This window comes from Rathayibacter rathayi, assembly GCF_004011095.1.
Lineage (GTDB): Bacteria > Actinomycetota > Actinomycetes > Actinomycetales > Microbacteriaceae > Rathayibacter > Rathayibacter rathayi.
In genome coordinates, this window is the sequence record NZ_CP028129.1 from 2,495,556 (window position 1) to 2,512,660 (window position 17,105).

Genomic DNA, 17,105 nt, shown 5'->3' on the forward strand with positions numbered 1-17,105 from the left:
CTGCACCTGAGGACGACGATGACCGACATTCCTCCGACCGCCCCCGGCACGACGGCTCTCGTCGTCCGAGGGGGCTGGGACGGCCACCAACCGGTCGAGGCGACCGAGCTGTTCCTGCCGTTCCTGCGCGAGCACGGCTATGACGTGCGCGTCGAGGAGTCAACCGCCGTGTACGCCGACGAGGAGTACCTGCGGACAGTCGACCTGATCGTGCAGTCGACCACCATGACCACCATCCGGTGGGAGGAGTTTCTGGGACTGCGCGCGGCGGTCGAGCGCGGGACGGGCCTCGCCGGCTGGCACGGCGGGATCACCGACTCCTACCGCGACAACTCCGACTACCTCCAGCTGATCGGCGGCCAGTTCGCCTCGCACCCCGGCAAGCACCCCGATGAGCGCATCGGCGAGCAGTCAGACAACGACGTGCCGCACACGATCGAGATGACGGCCCTCGCCGCCGACCACCCGATCACCCAGGGCATCTCGGACTTCGAACTCGTCACCGAGCAGTACTGGGTGCTGCACGACGACTACAACGACGTCCTCGCCACGACCACCCAGGCGGTCCGCCCCTGGGACCCGTGGAAGCGCCCGATCACCTCCCCCGCGATCTGGACCCGCCTCTGGGGCGAGGGCCGGATCTTCGTCTCGACGCCAGGCCACCGCGTCGAGATCCTCCAGGACGAGAACGTCCGCACGATCATCGAGCGGGGGATGCTGTGGGCGTCCCGCTGAGAGTCGGCATCATCGGCGTCGGGAAGATCAGCGAGCAGTACCTCGCGAACCTCCCGACCTTCCCGGGCCTGCGCCTGGTCGCGGTCGCCGACCTGAATCAGGAGCGTGCCCAGCAGGTCGCCGACGAGCAGGGCATCCGGGCCCTCACCGTCGACGCGCTGATCGAGGATCCGGACATCGACGCGGTGCTCAACCTCACGATCCCGGCGGCGCACGTCGAGATCGGCACCCGGGCCCTGACGGCAGGTAAGCACGTCTTCGCCGAGAAGCCACTCGGACTGAACCCCGCTGAGGCCGCACCGATGCTCGACCTCGCCGACGAGCTGGGCCTGCGCTTCGCGAGCGCCCCGGACACGGTGCTCGGGACGGGCGTGCAGACCGCGCGCCGCACGCTCGACTCCGGAGTGATCGGCACGCCGATCGCCGCGCAGGTGCACTGGGCCGCGCCGGGACATGAGCGCTGGCACCCGGCGCCCGAGTTCTACTACCAGCCGGGCGGCGGGCCACTGCTGGACATGGGACCCTACTACCTGACGGCGCTCGTGCACTTCTTCGGGCCGGTCGTCCGCGTCACGGGTCTGGCGACCCGCTCCGACCGCCCGCGCACGATCACGACCGGACCGAAGGCGGGCACGCCGATCGAGGTCACGATCGACACGCACATCACCGCGCTGCTGGAACACGCGAGCGGAGTCGCCACGACCGTCACCGTGAGTTTCGAGGTCTGGCGGAGTCGCGCGCCGAAGTTCGAGGTCTACGGCACGGAGGGCACCATCTCGGTTCCGGACCCGAACATGTTCTCGGACCCGGTCGAGGTCGCGGTCCGCGACGAGGACTGGCGGGTCGTGCCCGACTCCGCAGGCGTGATCGGCACCGGGCGCGGAGTGGGGCTCGCCGACCTCGCGGAGGCGATCGTCGAGGACCGGCCGCACCGCTCCTCCGGCCGAGTGGCCCTGCATGTGCTCGAGATCATGGACGCCGTGCTGCGCTCGAATGAGGAGAAGGCGGTCGTGACGATCGCGAGCACCGCCGAGAAGCCCGAGGTGATGCCGTTGCGCGCGGCCGGCTCGAGTGGCGGGTAATCGCTACCAGCGCTGCGCTCCCCTCTCAGGTCTGGGCTCACCTTTCCAGCACTGCGCTCACCTTTCCAGCAGCGCGCTCCCATTTCCGGGGGCCTCGGGCGCGGCGGAGCGTAGACTCAAGCGTCCGACGGTCGTCCGCCGCCGTCGCGTGCGGGAGGGGATAGGGCGTGGTAGTCGGCTTCCGACGGAGCGGGGAGCTCCGCACTCTCACGCGACCCCGCCTCCGGCCTGTCGGCGATCCCCTGTTCCGCGGTGGCCGCAGCTCGCGGCTGTCCGGCTGGCTGAGTATGCCCGGCGGCCCGGGCCTCGTCCGACCTTCCGCGCTCGCTCCGGCGTGGGAGGCGCCGCTGCTGCGGCTCGTGCGGTCGGGGGCACCGGCCCCCGAGTTGCACGAGGCGACGGCCGGCTCGCCAGAGGGCTCCCGCATTGCGGCGGTCGTCGAACTCGTCCGCGACGCCCTGCACTCCCCCACTGACGACCGCGCGGTGCGTCTCGCGTGCTGGCTCGTCCGACTGCGCTACGACCCCTCCGCCGACTCATTCCTGCGCCGCTACGGGATCGCGCTGACCGTCCGCCTGCCCATCAGCGGCGGCCTCGACGTAGAAGTACCGCTCGATTCCTCCGCGCTGCGCCTGCTCTACGCCGAGCTGGTCGCCTCGACGGATCACGCTGCTGCGGCGGCGTCCGTCGAGACGCTGGAGCCATCGACCCTCGCGGCGTCCACGCTCGCCGCGCTCTACTTCGCCCGCCGCCGCTGGAACGATGTCGCTGCTTTCTCCGCCCCGATCGAGAACGTCGACGCGGCCTCCGCCGCCGTCCTTATCCGCCGTGGCGTCGCGCTGCGGGAACTCGGGCTGATCACGGGCGCTCTCGACGCTTTCGATCGCGTTGTGCGCCCGACCGTCACCAGCGCCCGGCCCGTCGAACTCCGCGCGGAGGCGTTGCTCGAGCGGGCGAGCACCCTCCTCTCGGACGGGCGCCGCGCGCCGGCACGCCGTGATCTGGAGCGCGTCCTCCTTCACTACCCGGACAGCGCCGAGGCGCGGGAGCTACTGACGGTCGTGCAGCACTAAGCCGCGCAGTCCTGAGCTAGCCCAGGAGTTCAGCCCTCGGCCTTCGACGGCTTGCCCTCGGCGGGAAGGACCTCGTGCGGGGTGTCGCGCTCGTCCTCGCCCTCGGCCTGCGAGGGCTTGTCGGCCTGGTCCTGCGGATCCTCGACCGGGCTCGGGGTCTGGTCGCTCATCGGAGTCCCTCCGGCTCGTCGGATGTGGCGGACGGCTCGGGGTGCGCCTCGAACTCCATCCAGGCCCGGTCGAGGTCGGCCTGCGCCGACTCGGGCTCGCTGGCGAAGTAGCCGTCGTAGATCGCGCGGCCACCGTGCTCGGGCAGGTCGTCGCGGGAGCCGAAGGCCTGCGCGAAAAGGCCGACCTCGTCGTCCCTCTTCTGCTGATCCCGTAACCAAGCGGGGAAGGTCTGCGTCATGGGTGACACCTCTCTCTCGTGTATCCAGCCAATCCCCCGCCACGGATCCCGGCAAGCCCTTCCGCCGCGCGCGCCGAGGGGCCAGGCTTCGTGCGCTCTGGTTCTCGCTCCGCCCTCGCCCGGGATTGATCGGCGCCCGGGATTGATCGCGCCCGGATCGGTCAGCGCCGGGATTGATCGGCGCCAGGATCGGTCAGCGCCAGCGCCGTCCCCTACGCTGACCAGCGGAACGGGAGGTGACGGCATGGTCAAGCTCTCGAACGACCCTCGCGATGGTTGAGGCCGTCGTCTCGGCCGGGCGGCTGCGCGGGCGGAGGATCGAAACGCCGGACGGGGTCGCGCGTGCCTTCCTCGGCGTGCCGTACGCCGGCAAGGCTCCGCGGTTCCGCCCGGCACCGCCGGTACAGCAGTGGAGCGGACGGCGGGAGGCGAGGGACCCGGGTCCGGCCGCCCCGCAGACCGCGGGCGGGAGCGAGCACGGCTGCCTCACCGTGAACGTGTGGACGCCCGAGACCGCGGCGGATCGCCCGGTGTTCGTCTGGATCCACGGCGGGCTGCACGTCGCCGGGTCCAACGCCGAGCCCTTCTGCGACGGGGCGCGCCTCGCCGCCCGCACCGGCAGCGTCGTCGTGGCGGTCAACTACCGGCTCGGAGCGCTCGGCTTCCTCACCCTCGACCACCTCCTCGGCGACGAGTTCCGCAGCTGCGCGAACCTCGGCCTGCACGACACGATCGCCGCTCTCGCGTGGATCCGCGCCGAGATCGCGGCATTCGGAGGAGACGCCGACCGGGTGACGCTGGCGGGCCAGTCCGCGGGCGCGACGTCGGTCGCGATGCTGCTCGCGGCACCCCGCAGCGCGGGCCTGTTCAGGCGGGCGGTGCTCCAGAGCGCGAGCCCCGAGCGGATCGGGTCGCGAGAGTACGGCGAGGAGGTGACCGCCGACCTGCTGAGCCTGCTCGCCGCGGTGCCGGAGCAGCTCCTCGACCTGCCCTGCCCGCGACTGATCGAGGCTCAGGACCGCCTGCTCGCCCGGCGCTCGGCGGCGGGTCCGAACACGGTGGCCGTGTTCCGGGCGAATCTCGACGGTCACCTGCTGACTCGCGACCCGGTTTCTGCCGTCGCTGCGGGGGCCTCGAGCGGAGTGGACCTGATCATCACGACGAACGTGAACGACGGCTCCGGCGCCGTCGACCTGCGTGCCCCGAACTCCCCGGAGCTGCGCGCGCAGCTGGACCGACACCTCGCCGAACTGCTGCCGGGCGGGGACGCGACCGCCTACCGCGAGGCGCTGGCGGCGGAACTGGGCCGCGCCCCCTCCGATGCCGAGGCTCTCGAGGCCTGCCTCAGCGATGAGATCTACCGGCAGCCGAGCCAGCGCCTACTCGACGCGCGGGCCGCGGCGACCGGATCGACGCACGCCGCCCTGTTCGCATGGCGCGTCAACGACTCCCGCGGCGCCACCCACTCCCTCGAACTGCCGTTCCTCTTCCGCAGCCTCGACGCCGCTCGCGCGATGATCGGGCCGACTCCGCACCACCTGAGCGAGGAGATCTCGACGCGGTGGGCCGAGTTCGCCGCCACAGGCGACCCGGGCTGGCCCGAGTACAGGCCCGGGCGCACGACCCTCGTGCTCGACGACCCGCTCCGGATCGTCGATGCGCCCCGCGAGCACCTGCGCCGCCTGGTCGCCGAGCACCACCGCTGAGAGGCCAGCCGGCCTTCGTCGGGTGACCCGAACCGCTCGGGCACTGGCCTCAACCAGGCAGTTAGGTTAGGGTAACCTTCGCAACCCTGTCACCCTTCGAAGGATCGCCGTGCCCGCCACCCGCACCCCCCTCCGCCGCACCGCCCTCCGCCGCACCGCCGTCGCCTCGCTCGGGCTCGCCGCGCTCCTGCTCACCGCATGCTCGGGAGGAGCCGACGCCGGCTCCACAGGCACAGCCGAGAGCACCGCCGCGGTCAGCGGCGAGGGCCTCCCCGTCACCGTCGACCACGCCTTCGGCAGCACCACCGTCGAGTCGGCCGATCGCGTCGTCGCGACGAGCTGGACGAACCAGGACGTGGCGCTCGCGCTGGGGGTGACCCCGGTTGGCTTCACGCGCGCCTCCTACGGCGATGAGGACGGTGACGGCCTGCTCGCGTGGACGAAGCAGGCACTCGATGCGTCCGGCGCCGCGACTCCGACCCTGTTCGACGAGACCGACGGCGTGCCCTTCGAGTCGATCTCGGACCTTCGCCCGACCGTGATCCTCTCGGCCTACTCCGGCATCACGCGGCAGGACTACGACACCCTCAGCCAGATCGCTCCCACCATCGCCTACCCGGGCCTGGCCTGGGGCACCACCTGGCAGGACTCCGCGACGCTCGACGGCACCGCGCTCGGACTCAAGAACGAGGCCGTCGCGAAGGTCAACGAGGTGGAGAGCGCGATCACGCAGACCACCGCGTCCCACCCGCAGCTCGCGGGCACCACGTTCCTCTACGGCTGGTACGACCCGACCGACGCGAGCACCTTCACCTACTACACGCCCAACGACGCACGGGTGAAGTTCGTCGAAGACCTGGGGCTCGACGTCGCCCCCAGCATCACCAAGCTCTCCGGCAACTCCGAGGCATTCAGCGGCACCATCAGCTCCGAGAACGCCGACCAGCTCGACGCGGACGTGCTCGTCGTCTACGGCGACGACACCACCCTCGCCGCCCTGCAGGCCGACCCGCTACTCTCCAAGATTCCCGCCGTCGCTCGCGGCTCCGTCTACGTACTGAAGGACGGCTCCTCCGCCGCGATGGCCACCTCCTCGCCCAACCTGCTCAGCATCCCGTGGGTGCTGGAGGAGTACACCGCCGGCCTCGCCGCAGCCGCCGACAAGGTGTCGTGACCCGCACCGCACCCTCCCGTGCGGTGCTGATCGCGCTCGCGCTGATCGCCCTCGCCCTCGCGTCGGTCCTCTCGCTCGTGTACGGCTCGCGCGAGATCCCGCTGGCCGAAGTCTGGCCGGCGCTGACCTCGCCCGACCCGGCGTCGATCGTCGACGCGGCGGTGCAGGGGCGGGTGCCGCGGACGATCCTCGCGATCCTGGTCGGCGCAGCGCTCGGGCTCGCGGGCGCCGTGATGCAGGGGCTGACCCGCAACCCGCTCGCCGATCCGGGCATCCTCGGCCTCAACTCCGGCGCCTCGCTCGCGGTCGTGCTCGGGATCGCCGGGGTCGGCGCGACGAGCCTGCCGCAGTTCATCTGGCTCGCGTTCCTCGGGGCGGCGGCCGCCGGAACGTTCGTCTACGCGGTCGCCTCGCTCGGCCGCGAGGGCGCCACTGCGCTCAAGCTCGCCCTCGCCGGAGCCGCGACCGCCGCTGCCCTCACCTCGCTGATCAGCGCCGTCCTCCTCACCCAGGAGACGACGCTGAACCGCTTCCGCTTCTGGCAGGTCGGCGGAGTTGGCGGCGCCGAGACCGCGAGCATCCTGCAGGTCCTGCCGTTCCTCGCGGTCGGTGCCGTGCTGGCGGTGGCGAGCGCGCGGGGCCTGGACGCCCTGGCGCTCGGAGACGATCTGGCGACCGGCCTCGGCCGGCGCGTCGGGCGCATCCGCCTGGTCGCGGGGCTGGCCGCCGTGCTGCTCTGCGGAGCGGCGACCGCGATCGCCGGCCCGATCGGCTTCGTCGGGCTGGTCGTCCCGCACCTCGCGCGCCGAGTGACGGGGCCGGCCCATGCCTGGCTGCTCCCCTCCTCCGCTGTGCTCGGCGCCCTGTTGCTGCTCGTCGCCGACGTGGTCGGGCGTGTGATCGCCCGGCCGAGCGACGTCGAGGTCGGCATCGTCACCGCGCTGATCGGCGCCCCGGTGCTGATCGCGATCGTGCGTCGCTCGACGGTGCGAGCGCTGTGGGTGCCGTGAACGCTACGGAAGCGAAGTGCACGGTCGGCATCACGGCCGGTCGCGCCCTGCGCCGCCGCCGCACGGTGCTCGGCTGCGTGGTCCTCCTCGTGCTCGCGCTGGCGCTCGTCGTCGTCTCGCTCACGGTCGGCAGCACCCTCTACTCGGTGCCGCAGGTCGTCCGCGTGATCCTCGGGGAGACGGTGCCGGGCGCCTCCTTCACCGTCGGCACGCTGCGGCTGCCGCGCACGATCATCGCGGTGCTCGTGGGCGTCGGCTTCGGGATGGGCGGCGTGATCTTCCAGACGATGCTGCGAAACGCCCTCGCCAGCCCCGACATCATCGGCATCACCTCGGGCGCGAGCGCCGCGGCCGTCGTCGCGATCGCATTCTTCGGGCTCTCCGGAGGCGCGGTCTCGGTGCTCGCGGTCGCGGCCGGGCTCGCGACGGCGCTGCTCATCGCGGGGCTGGCCGAGGGCGGCGGCGTGATCGGGGCGCGCCTGATCCTGATCGGCATCGGCGTTGCGGCGATGTTCCAGAGCGTTATCGCCTACGTGCAGACCCGCGCCGACGTCGAGGACGTCCAAGAGTCGCTGCGCTGGTTGACCGGCAGCCTGAACTCCGCGGCATGGCCGTCCGTCCCACCGCTCGCGCTCGCGATGCTCGTGCTGGTGCCGATGGCGCTGCTACTCTCGGGGCGGCTCGGAGTGTTGCAGCTCGGCGACGAGTCGGCGATCGCGCTGGGGCTCGACGTGCGGCGTAGCCGGCTGGCTCTGCTCGCGGTGGGCGTGGGGCTCGTGGCCACCGCGACCGCCGCCACCGGCCCGATCGCGTTCGTCGCGTTCGTCTCCGGGCCGATCGCGCGGCGGATCCTGCCGAGCGCGCGCACACTCCTGATTCCCTCCGCCCTGGTCGGCGCCGTCGTGGTGCTCGCCGCCGACCTGCTCGCCCAGTACGTCGTCGGTGCGCTGTTCTCGGGCGCGCGCTTCCCGGTCGGCGTCGTCACCGGCGCGCTCGGCGCACCCTTCCTGCTCTGGCTCCTCGCCCGCCGCAACCGCTCAGGAGGCTCCCTGTGACCCATGCCCGGCACACCCTGGCCGCCGACGCGGTCACCCTCGCCTACGACGAGCGCGTGGTGATCGACGGGCTCTCGCTCACCGTGCCGCCCGGCGCGATCACGGTGATCGTCGGCGCGAATGCCTGCGGCAAGTCGACGCTCCTGCGCGCGATGGCCCGGCTGATCACTCCGCGTTCCGGGAGCGTCCTGCTCGACGGCCGCGCGATCCACCGGCTCCCGACTCGGCTGGTCGCCCAGCAGGTGGGGTTGCTGCCGCAGACGCCGATCGCTCCGGAGGGAATCGCCGTCTCTGACCTGGTGGCTCGCGGCCGCTACCCGCATCGCGGGCTGTTCGGCCGCGGCTCCGGATCGGACGACGACGCGATCGTCGAGGAGGCACTGCGCGACACGGGCACGCTCGAGCTCGCCGACCGCCCCGTCGACGAGCTGTCGGGCGGGCAGAGGCAGCGGGTGTGGATCGCGATGGCCCTCGCTCAGCGGACCGACGTGCTCCTCCTGGACGAGCCGACGACGTACCTCGACGTCTCGCACCAGGTCGAGGTGCTCGACCTGCTCACCGACCTCAACCGCTCGCGCGGCACGACGATCGTGATCGTGCTGCACGACCTCAACCTCGCCGCCCGCTACGCCGACCACCTCGTCGCCGTGCGCGACGGTGCGCTCTACGCCTCGGGTAGGCCCAGTGAGGTGGTGACGCCGGACACGGTACGCGCGGTCTTCGGGATGGAGTCGCGCGTGATCGAGGACCCGGTCTCGCGGACGCCGCTGGTGCTGCCGATCGGGCGCCACCACTCGGGGTGAGCGGCGGAGCCAGGGCGGCGGCACGGCGGCGAGGGGCGGCGGATGTCGGGGCTCAGTGGCATGCTCGGTCCCGAGCGCGGCCGGCGGGCGGCGGTGCGGAGCGGAGCAGCATGATCGGGTTGGATCTCACGGGGCGGACGGCCCTCGTCACGGGGTCGGGGCAGGGCATCGGGCTGGCGATCGCGACGACGCTCGCCGAGGCGGGGGCAGAGGTGATCGTCAATGCCCGGTCGGAGCGGTCGATCCGCCGGGCGATCGAGGCCGTCACGGCAGCGGTCCCGGAGGCGCGGGTGCGCGGAGTCGCGGCCGACGTGTCGACCGATAGGGGCACGGCCGCCCTCCTCCGCTCCGCCCCCGACGTGGACGTGCTCGTCAACAACCTCGGGATCTTCGGGTCCGCCGATCCGCTCTCGATCGACGACGACGAGTGGCGCCGCTACTTCGAGGTCAACGTACTCACCGGCGTCCGCCTCACCCGCGCCTACCTGCCGGGGATGACCGAGCGCGGCTGGGGCCGCGTGCTCTACATCGGCAGTGACTCGGCCGTCGTCACGCCCGCCGAGATGATCCACTACGGAGTGTCGAAGACGGCGCTGCTCGGCGTCTCACGCGGCTTCGCCAAGGCGGCGGCCGGCTCCGGTGTGACGGTGAACAGTGTGCTCGCCGGCCCGACGCATACCGGCGGTGTGGAGGACTTCGTCTACGAGCTGGTCGACCGCGAGCTGCCGTGGGAGGAGGCTCAGCGCGAGTTCATGCGCCTGCACCGGCCGCAGTCACTCCTCAAGCGCCTGATCGAGCCGGAGGAGATCGCGCACATGGTCGCGTACCTCGCCTCGCCGCTCGCCTCGGCGACCACGGGCGCCGCCGTGCGTGTCGACGGCGGGTACATCGACTCGATCGTCCCGTAGCTCATCGTCCCGTAACCCAGCCGGAACAGCGCGATCAGCGGATCGACCAGCTGGCTCGGTTCTACCCGTCGTACTGCACGAGGTTGCCATCGTCCTGCATCACCAGGCGATACGGTCCGACCGACGAGGGCGAGGCCGACGCGGTCCAGGCTCCGGAGCCGCCGTCGGTAACGACGGCGAGGAGACCCTCGTCATAGGCGTTAAACGAGCTGCCCCGCGCGGAGATCCCCGTCGACCAGACCGGCCCCGAGCCGCCAGAGACGACGACGTTGCCTTCGCCCTGCATCTGGGCACGGTAGGCGCCGTTCACCGAGCGGAGCAGGCTCTCCGCGTCGAGGCCGTTCGGCGCGGAGAGGCTGCTGGAGGGGAGCGCGACCTGGCTCGTCCAGAGGACGGAGACCGAGTCCACGACGACGAGCTCGCCGTTGTTCGCCAGGCCGAGGCGGAGATCGCTGCCACGGGTGCCCGTGAGCCACTTCACGGAGCCATCGGGACCGTAGATGACGGCGTTGCCGTCCGACTGCATCACGAGGCGGTTCCCGGAGCCGCGGGTGTTCGTGCTCCAGACAACGCTCGCAAGGATTCGACATCAAGTTGCTGTGAGCAACCGGAAACAAGGGCACTCGGGAGGATCAAGGCCTTCCCGAACATCTGGGTGAAAGTCGAGATCGACCGGCCAGGCCCCTCGCACACCAACACGAGCCCGGCCGACGCAATCTCGACATTGGTCGGTCATGTCTCACGATCGGCTACGCCTCTAGCCGAAGCTTCCTCCGCTTGCTGACCTCCAGAATGTACTCAAACGCTTCGTCCAAGGTTCCCTTGAAGTCGCCACCGTCATCCGTCATTGCGGGGAAGTAGCCAGCTCTATCGCTGGGCTTGAGGATCTCATATTGATCGTCATCGCCAGGAACGATGTTGAACTCACGCCCCGTGAGGTCTCGTGGATTGGAAGCAATCCAGACCGTGGCAAGTGCAGCTTCGCGGCTAAAGCCGAGCACACTCATCCGCTGAACAAAGTCCTCAATTGTCACTTGATCTCCTCAAGATATCCAAGCTCGACGAGCCGTTCCAGGCCACCTGGGAAATAACACTGCTTGCCGGCGCCTTGTACCCCACAGAGCGTCTTCGGTCCGCTTCCGCTCCGCCTCTGCGTTCACATCATCGACATACCCCGCGAAGAGAGCCTCCCACCCCGTCGACGCGACCCTACCCCAATGCGCTTGTCGAACCAGCCAGCGAAACCACGAGGCTTTAGCGTTGGTCGACCCAGCGCGTCAAGATCGCAGAGAAGAACTCATCGAAAGTGTCGAACATCTCCATCTCTTCGGCAGAGGGCTTGTCGAGTATTAGGTACTTCTCGCGCTCGATCTCGTAGACGAACCAGTCGATATTCCCGTCCCCGAGAAAGGTGTAGCGGCGCTGCTCTTCGACCTCATGCCAGATTATGTTGCTGGCGATGATCGCATTGTTCGTAGAGACCTCCAATGGGTTTATGTGGTCACTCAACTCCGCGTCGACCTGATAAAAGACGTTACCGTCGTGCTCCAACCCGTTTTGAATCTTCCAGACTTCGGCGAAGTCAGCCGGAATGAAAAGACCGCAGACAGACGCCGCAAATCTCACGAACTCTCCGACATTTCGAGCAGGTTCCGGGTTTGAGCGACCTCGACTGATTCTGTCCCGAGCCAAAACCAGAAGTGCCTCTTGCCATATCATCGCTAACCTCCCGTGTACACTTGGATCGTACCCGGGGCCCGCCGGCTCATGCGTGCCGCAGACGCATCCGATCGACTCTGTCCGCAGCATTACTCGACCGGACGAAGGGCGGTGTCGGCCGAGCGAGTGGGAGACAGACGAAGGTCAGCGTCGGTGTCCTGGCGGGACGTACATCCTCTCGGGTGTCAGTTCTCGACCGGTCGGCGTGTCGACGATGCGTGTGCCGTGCTCGTCGATGACGATCTGCAGATCGCTTCCCACCGGGAGATCGTAGATACCGATCAGCGCGGGCTCGATCTCGCACGCATCGTTGAAATCGGTGATGCGCCAGTTGTCCGAGTCGGCGAGGTACTCGCTGCTGTCCGCCGCGCTCATAATCCGCCAGCCATTGTCGACCGGTGCGTTCGACCTCTCCCGCAGCATCCACCGCACCGGAGCGCGACCCTCCCACGCGTTCACCGTCATCAGACATGCCCCCGCCTGAGGAATAATCTCCATACCCTGCTCCCGTCTCATGAGATCACGTCGATATCTTGCCCGGACGCCGCAGCATACGCACGAACCTCATCACGCATGAAACCAAACATGTTCTCCGCAAGATACTGCCCCACGCTGGCCTGACGACGCCGATCGACATGCGCTGTCAAGTCGGGTCGAGAGTGCGCCGTGACCGCAGCAAACGCGGCCCGCAAATATTCGCGGCTGGCCGAAATATCCGTGACAAGCATCGTCAGTGGAAGGCCGAACCTGGGTGAGCGCAGGTTGATGTCCGCCCCGCCGTCCAACAACCGTGCGATCAGCGCCGCTTCCGCTTCAGGGTCACGATCCCGCGCGCGACCCCACAACGCATGCAACACATTGATACGATCACCGCTCGTGCTCACCAGACTCGGATCCGCGCCATCATCGAGCAGACGATTCGCGATCGCCAACCGCGCCCGAGGATCCTTATTCAGCATCGCGTCGCCGAGGAGCTCATCTACGTCAGCAGTTGCGTCGAACGGTATGGTAGCGGGGTCGTAGACGGCACAAAACTCTTCATATGTTCCATATTTAGTAGTGTGCAGCAGCGAAGCCATCTAATCATCCTATCTAATTTAATTGTTCGTCGATATGCGACCGGTTTCTGCCCGGATCTTCAACTTGATACTTTTCCGCGTTATGATATTCGTCCAAGAATTCTTCCTTCGTAATCTTGTGGCTGAGGTACTGGTTTCGAAGTTTGGAATATTCAGCCCGGGGGATGTGTCCCATGTCCCAGAGGCCAGCGCGGGGTTCTCCGGGTCGCCACTCGATGAGTTTCCAGTCGCCTGACTTGTTCTTGACCCAGAGCTGATCCGGACCCGGAAGACTCGGCGGAGACCCCAGACGGCCGGCCTCAATGTCGGCCAATTGTTTATCCCGGGTAGCATTCCACACCTCTTCGACTTGTCCGGGCACGTAATCAGGGCGACTATTCGCGTAGGGAAGACGAACCCCGTCAGAATCGTACCCGAAAGAGTTCGGTTCACCACGCTTCGGCAACCAACCAGTCCGATACTGCTTCACGGGACCCGGAACGTCATTACCGCCCGGCTGGTCGACAGAATACGACTTCACGGTCGACCCGTCAATCGGGTCTAATGGTCGTATTGTGGGCGTGAATTCGTCGCTGACTGTCACCCCTCCCGCGCCGAGATGGTTCTTCAGCCAGTCCAGTGCGCTGGTGGCATCACTCGCGGTGGCGATCGTGACGGGGTTCCCGAAACCGAGGTCGTCGGCCTTTGTGGTCAGACGCCCGAGGTCGTCGGACTTCGTGATGAGGCCTCCGAGGTCGTCGGCTTTGGTGAGCAGGTTGTCGAGTGTGGTGGCCTTCGTCAGCGCGCCGAGTGGGAGAAGGTTCCCGGCGATCTGGCCGAGGACGAACGCGTCTCCTGAGGCGGCTTTCCCGGCGATAGTGGTCAGCTGGTTCCACAACTGGGAGAACGCGTCGCCGTTGGTCGCGAGGGTGAACACACCGGTCACCGTGTCGTGCATGTTCAGCTGCAGCGCTCCGCTGACCTGGTCTCCCAACCCAGACCCGGCACCGGCGAGAAACTGCAAGTCTTGATCGCCGGACGCGATCGCGGGTTGCGCGAGGGTGACGTCATACCACTGGCCGATGCCCTGGCTGGCCATCCCGACCAGGTTCAAGCCCTCGCCCGTGGACGCGATGGTGGCGTGATCAATCGCACTGTTCACACCCCCGGCGATCAGCGACCCGCCCAGCCCAGCCAACGCGAGACTCACGCCCGCGCTGAACGGCGTCCCCACCACACCCACCGCGACAACGACCGCGCCCGCGACGATCTGCAACCCATCCCACAGCAGACCCGACACGGCGTCTTCCTTGCGCTGGCGTTCCGCGTCCGCCTCAACGTCATCGACGTACCCGGAGAACACGGCCTGCCACCCGTCGGAGGCGACCTCCCGGTTCTGCTGGCAATACTCCAGCATCCCGCCGGTCAGCTCCCCCAACGTCCGCAACGTCAGAGTGAAGCTCCCCGGCAGATACGAGCGTCCCTGCCCGACCGTGAGACTCCCCAGGTTCGCGACCACCCGGTTCACCTCCGCCACCAGGTTCTTCACCTGAGTGAACCCCGGATCGGTGGCTTCATACGCGGCCCACGTCTCCTGCTGAGTTTTCGCGATCGACCGCATCCGCTCGAAACCCTCAGCAGCGGCATCGGCCGCGCCAGCGCCAGCGCCGTCCAGCGACACCAGATGCGACGCGCTAGCAGCAATCGACCGCAAGTCGGCCGCGAACCCCCGCAACCGCCCGATACCGGTATCAAGCTGGGTGAGGTGCGCGTCGTACTCATCGTTCACGAGCCGGAAATTCCCGTCCGCGTCCACCTGGGAATACCCGCTCCAATACACGCCAATCGCGGTCTGGAACGTGGATAGGCACACCAGCAGCGACTGCACGATCGGGACATGCACTTCCCGAATATACGCGCGCATCGCATCCGCACCCTGACCACTAATAGTCCCCGATTCGGCCAGATTCACGAGCCCCTGCAAGAGCGCATCAAGCGCCTCCCCCCGCTCCGCGAGACTCTTCTGCAACCCCGGAGACGACGCCTGCCACGAATCCGCAGAAAACTCCACCACGCTGCTCACTGCGACACCTCACACACCTGCGCATCCTGCACTTCAATACTCACTCCGAGCTGGTCGAACTCGACCGTGTCCTTTCCCGCCGCCGCACCATACGACGCGACCAGGGCGGACAGGCCCGCAGAGATCTCGGACACAACCGTGACCCCCGGAACATTCAAGTCACCACCCCAATCCCCTCCACCGCCCGCCTCCGCCACACAGGACGTCAGAGTAGACACCGACCGGGTCTCCTCATGGAAACCGTCACGAACGCCTCGCGTATCTGCACCCATGATCTCTTACCCCCTCTTACGTCTCGTTCAGGTCAGGGCTATCGCGACAGCCTGCGCGGAAAGGATCGGATGCTCGAGCGGGTTGATCGAGAACGCGAGCGCGCGCTGCTTGCTCTTGCAGTCACTGATGGCCTGTCCGATCTGGTCGCTGATTCGCGCGTGATCCGACCTAGCCGCGTCAAGAGCATCCGTGAAACTGGTGCGACTCTGCCCCGCCCACAGCGCCCCGCCCGCATCCTTATAGTCATCGACCCGGAACTCCTCCGCCTCACCACGCACCGTGTCCAGCTGCGCGATAATGTCGTCGAGTTCCTGCACCTGAGCCAACGCCTGTTCCTCATTCATCGTCGACTCCGAGGTCGCGAACACCAGCGAAGAGGTCATCGGCCGCGACCCGCGCGGGCGCGACCAACGCAGGAACAGTCGCAGGAGCAGCCGCCGGCGGACGATGTTCCTGCTGGAACCGGAGGTAAGCGTTGTTCAGGATCTCGCGCACGAGTTCGTCATCAACGTCGCGATAGCCCTCATACACCACCTTCACAGCGTCGTCGCCACTGAAATAGACGATATTCGCGTCAATCATGCCCTCCGGAAACAGGAACGCGCCATAGTCGAAGAACTGATCCTTCACAACCGACCCTCGACTGACGATCAGTAACTTCTTCACCGAACCGTTCAGAATCACCACACTTCCCAACGGCAAGAACGTGCGGCTCCCCAAGGACCCAGAGTCAGTCTGAAGGTCGGTCATGGTCGTCTTCCTTTGCGTCGTAGCTCACTGAATGGGTCTGTGGCGGTCTTCGCTCTCTCGAGCGGCGCTCCCGCGCCCTCGGCCGCCCGCTTTGTCCTCGCCCGCACCCCCACCGCCACTAGCACCGTCGGCGCCGCCACCGCAGCCCGCGGTGGTAAACGTCACGGGAGACGCTTCGCTCTCCTCGTGCGTCGCCTTGAACGCGTCCCGCGGCGAGTAGCGCCAGGGTGTTGGCGACCGTCAGCCGGTCAGCCGTCGCCTTTTGCTTCTCCTGCGCCCTCGCAGAGACATTCACGGGGAACAGGTCGCGACGAATCGCGAAGTTTCCCGTAGAATCGGCGCCCACCGACTCGTCAACGAGAACATTCGTGTCAAGGTCCAGCCGCCCCTCACCGTCGTCATCGGTGACGAATGCGAAGGCCGGTGCGCTTATCGTCACCGCGACAGTAAGCGCACCTGGACACAACCCTCGAACAAGGCGAGATCGCCGTGCCGAGTCTTCTGCTCCCGGGAAGCTGCTAGAAGCCGAAGCTCTGCGCATCCTGCGCGTCACGCTCAGCAATGGTGTCCGCGTACTTGTTCAACTGCTCGTTGATGTTCACCAGCAGATCCTCGAACTTCTTCACGCTCTCCGACAGCTGGTTGTACTGCACGAGATACGCCTGGAACGCCTGACCCCTCCACTGCTCAGCAATAGTCGAGTTCATCTGGCTCACCTTCTGAATAGCCTGCTCGATCTCTTCCTTCGAGCGAGTGTAAACCTGAGCCTGCTGCTTCAGTTCTTCCGGCGTAACACTAATCTGAGCCATGAAACGTTCCCTTCTTGATCCTGCGCGACAGCCTAGTCTGCCGTCAGCACGGCATCAGGAACCCGGGAGTTACTATCGTCGCAAAGGCGCAAAGTAGGACGCCGTTGGCGCAGACCAATTAGGACTTAGTGTCTCGAAAAACTCGATGGCGACTGGAATGAAGAGGAGGCCTATGCAAAGTACCGTTGCACGCTCAACGAAGATTCCTCTGACCCAGGCATGTGTGGCACTCAACCTAAATTCTACACAAGCCCAGACCATCGTCACATTAGCGATGACGTCAAGCAACCCGATACCAACCGCGAGAAGCAGAGTTCGACCTCGAAGAGGGGACGCTTGACGCGTGAGCAGTGCGGCAAGTACAACAATGGCCGAGGCAACCACGCGTGCGGCGAAAAGCAGCCAAATTCCCGCGCTCGCATCGATCTGATGAGTGAAAATGAAGCTCAACGCAAAAC

General features: G+C 67.4%; 21 protein-coding genes. 9 read left to right on the forward strand and 12 right to left on the reverse strand.

Annotated elements, in window-relative coordinates; all coding sequences use genetic code 11:
• Positions 1 to 18: 18 nt before the first annotated feature.
• From C1O28_RS12035 to C1O28_RS12045, 3 genes are all read left to right on the forward strand, one after another.
• Complete coding sequence (locus C1O28_RS12035) at positions 19 to 735, forward strand: ThuA domain-containing protein (RefSeq protein ID WP_097167888.1); 717 nt, start codon at positions 19 to 21, stop codon at positions 733 to 735.
• A complete protein-coding gene (locus tag C1O28_RS12040; protein ID WP_097167876.1) occupies positions 720 to 1,817 on the forward strand; it encodes a Gfo/Idh/MocA family protein in 1,098 nt (365 codons plus the stop codon). The genes C1O28_RS12035 and C1O28_RS12040 overlap by 16 nt, the downstream gene beginning before the upstream one ends.
• A 167-nt stretch (positions 1,818 to 1,984) precedes the next feature.
• Entirely contained in the window at positions 1,985 to 2,890 is a 906-nt protein-coding gene (locus tag C1O28_RS12045) for a tetratricopeptide repeat protein (protein WP_097167877.1), read from the forward strand.
• A gap of 29 nt (positions 2,891 to 2,919) precedes the next feature.
• On the opposite strand, the gene C1O28_RS15215 is transcribed toward C1O28_RS12045, so the two are convergent.
• Positions 2,920 to 3,060, reverse strand: coding sequence for a hypothetical protein (locus C1O28_RS15215; protein WP_160487604.1), 141 nt, complete (start codon positions 3,058 to 3,060; stop codon positions 2,920 to 2,922).
• On the reverse strand, positions 3,057 to 3,299 hold the full coding sequence (locus tag C1O28_RS12050) for a hypothetical protein (protein WP_097167878.1): 243 nt from the start codon (positions 3,297 to 3,299) through the stop codon (positions 3,057 to 3,059). The genes C1O28_RS15215 and C1O28_RS12050 overlap by 4 nt, the downstream gene beginning before the upstream one ends.
• A gap of 272 nt (positions 3,300 to 3,571) precedes the next feature.
• On the opposite strand from C1O28_RS12050, the gene C1O28_RS12055 reads away from it, so the two are divergent.
• The 6 genes from C1O28_RS12055 to C1O28_RS12080 all read left to right on the forward strand — a co-directional run bounded on the left by C1O28_RS12055 (position 3,572) and on the right by C1O28_RS12080 (position 9,955).
• On the forward strand, positions 3,572 to 5,005 hold the full coding sequence (locus C1O28_RS12055) for a carboxylesterase/lipase family protein (protein ID WP_097167879.1): 1,434 nt from the start codon (positions 3,572 to 3,574) through the stop codon (positions 5,003 to 5,005).
• A 109-nt stretch (positions 5,006 to 5,114) separates the two neighbouring features.
• Entirely contained in the window at positions 5,115 to 6,179 is a 1,065-nt protein-coding gene (locus C1O28_RS12060) for an iron-siderophore ABC transporter substrate-binding protein (protein WP_097167880.1), read from the forward strand.
• Positions 6,176 to 7,189 carry a FecCD family ABC transporter permease gene (locus C1O28_RS12065; protein WP_165770577.1) on the forward strand — a complete coding sequence of 338 codons (1,014 nt, stop codon included), beginning with the start codon at positions 6,176 to 6,178 and terminating at the stop codon, positions 7,187 to 7,189. Before C1O28_RS12060 ends, C1O28_RS12065 begins: the two co-directional genes overlap by 4 nt.
• Positions 7,186 to 8,244 carry a FecCD family ABC transporter permease gene (locus C1O28_RS12070; RefSeq protein WP_181024697.1) on the forward strand — a complete coding sequence of 353 codons (1,059 nt, stop codon included), beginning with the start codon at positions 7,186 to 7,188 and terminating at the stop codon, positions 8,242 to 8,244. Before C1O28_RS12065 ends, C1O28_RS12070 begins: the two co-directional genes overlap by 4 nt.
• Positions 8,241 to 9,047, forward strand: coding sequence for an ABC transporter ATP-binding protein (locus tag C1O28_RS12075; RefSeq protein WP_097167882.1), 807 nt, complete (start codon positions 8,241 to 8,243; stop codon positions 9,045 to 9,047). Before C1O28_RS12070 ends, C1O28_RS12075 begins: the two co-directional genes overlap by 4 nt.
• 113 nt (positions 9,048 to 9,160) lie before the next feature.
• Positions 9,161 to 9,955 (forward strand): SDR family NAD(P)-dependent oxidoreductase, encoded by a 795-nt coding sequence (locus C1O28_RS12080; protein ID WP_097167890.1) that lies wholly within the window; start codon positions 9,161 to 9,163, stop codon positions 9,953 to 9,955.
• 61 nt (positions 9,956 to 10,016) lie between these two features.
• Here the strand turns inward: C1O28_RS12080 and C1O28_RS12085 are convergent, their stop codons facing one another.
• The 10 genes from C1O28_RS12085 to C1O28_RS12125 form a co-directional block, all read right to left on the reverse strand.
• Positions 10,017 to 10,484 (reverse strand): hypothetical protein, encoded by a 468-nt coding sequence (locus tag C1O28_RS12085; protein WP_127821522.1) that lies wholly within the window; start codon positions 10,482 to 10,484, stop codon positions 10,017 to 10,019.
• Positions 10,485 to 10,704: 220 nt separating this feature from the next.
• On the reverse strand, positions 10,705 to 10,989 hold the full coding sequence (locus C1O28_RS12090) for a hypothetical protein (protein ID WP_097167884.1): 285 nt from the start codon (positions 10,987 to 10,989) through the stop codon (positions 10,705 to 10,707).
• 220 nt (positions 10,990 to 11,209) lie between these two features.
• On the reverse strand, positions 11,210 to 11,581 hold the full coding sequence (locus tag C1O28_RS12095) for a YrhA family protein (protein ID WP_097167885.1): 372 nt from the start codon (positions 11,579 to 11,581) through the stop codon (positions 11,210 to 11,212).
• A gap of 237 nt (positions 11,582 to 11,818) precedes the next feature.
• Positions 11,819 to 12,172 carry an immunity protein Imm33 domain-containing protein gene (locus tag C1O28_RS12100; protein WP_097167886.1) on the reverse strand — a complete coding sequence of 118 codons (354 nt, stop codon included), beginning with the start codon at positions 12,170 to 12,172 and terminating at the stop codon, positions 11,819 to 11,821.
• Positions 12,173 to 12,186: 14 nt separating this feature from the next.
• The gene (locus C1O28_RS12105) at positions 12,187 to 12,753 is read right to left on the reverse strand and encodes a hypothetical protein (RefSeq protein WP_104249166.1); all 567 of its coding nucleotides are present in this window, start codon (positions 12,751 to 12,753) and stop codon (positions 12,187 to 12,189) included.
• Positions 12,754 to 12,766: 13 nt separating this feature from the next.
• Complete coding sequence (locus C1O28_RS12110) at positions 12,767 to 14,815, reverse strand: GH-E family nuclease (RefSeq protein WP_104249167.1); 2,049 nt, start codon at positions 14,813 to 14,815, stop codon at positions 12,767 to 12,769.
• Entirely contained in the window at positions 14,812 to 14,949 is a 138-nt protein-coding gene (locus C1O28_RS15220; protein ID WP_164861118.1) for a hypothetical protein, read from the reverse strand. Before C1O28_RS15220 ends, C1O28_RS12110 begins: the two co-directional genes overlap by 4 nt.
• A 165-nt stretch (positions 14,950 to 15,114) precedes the next feature.
• The gene (locus C1O28_RS12115) at positions 15,115 to 15,432 is read right to left on the reverse strand and encodes a hypothetical protein (RefSeq protein WP_097167581.1); all 318 of its coding nucleotides are present in this window, start codon (positions 15,430 to 15,432) and stop codon (positions 15,115 to 15,117) included.
• Positions 15,425 to 15,838 carry a DUF4176 domain-containing protein gene (locus C1O28_RS12120; RefSeq protein ID WP_097167582.1) on the reverse strand — a complete coding sequence of 138 codons (414 nt, stop codon included), beginning with the start codon at positions 15,836 to 15,838 and terminating at the stop codon, positions 15,425 to 15,427. The genes C1O28_RS12115 and C1O28_RS12120 overlap by 8 nt, the downstream gene beginning before the upstream one ends.
• 518 nt (positions 15,839 to 16,356) lie before the next feature.
• Positions 16,357 to 16,647, reverse strand: a complete 291-nt coding sequence (locus tag C1O28_RS12125; RefSeq protein WP_097167584.1) for a WXG100 family type VII secretion target — start codon at positions 16,645 to 16,647, stop codon at positions 16,357 to 16,359.
• Between the last annotated feature and the right edge of the window lie 458 nt (positions 16,648 to 17,105).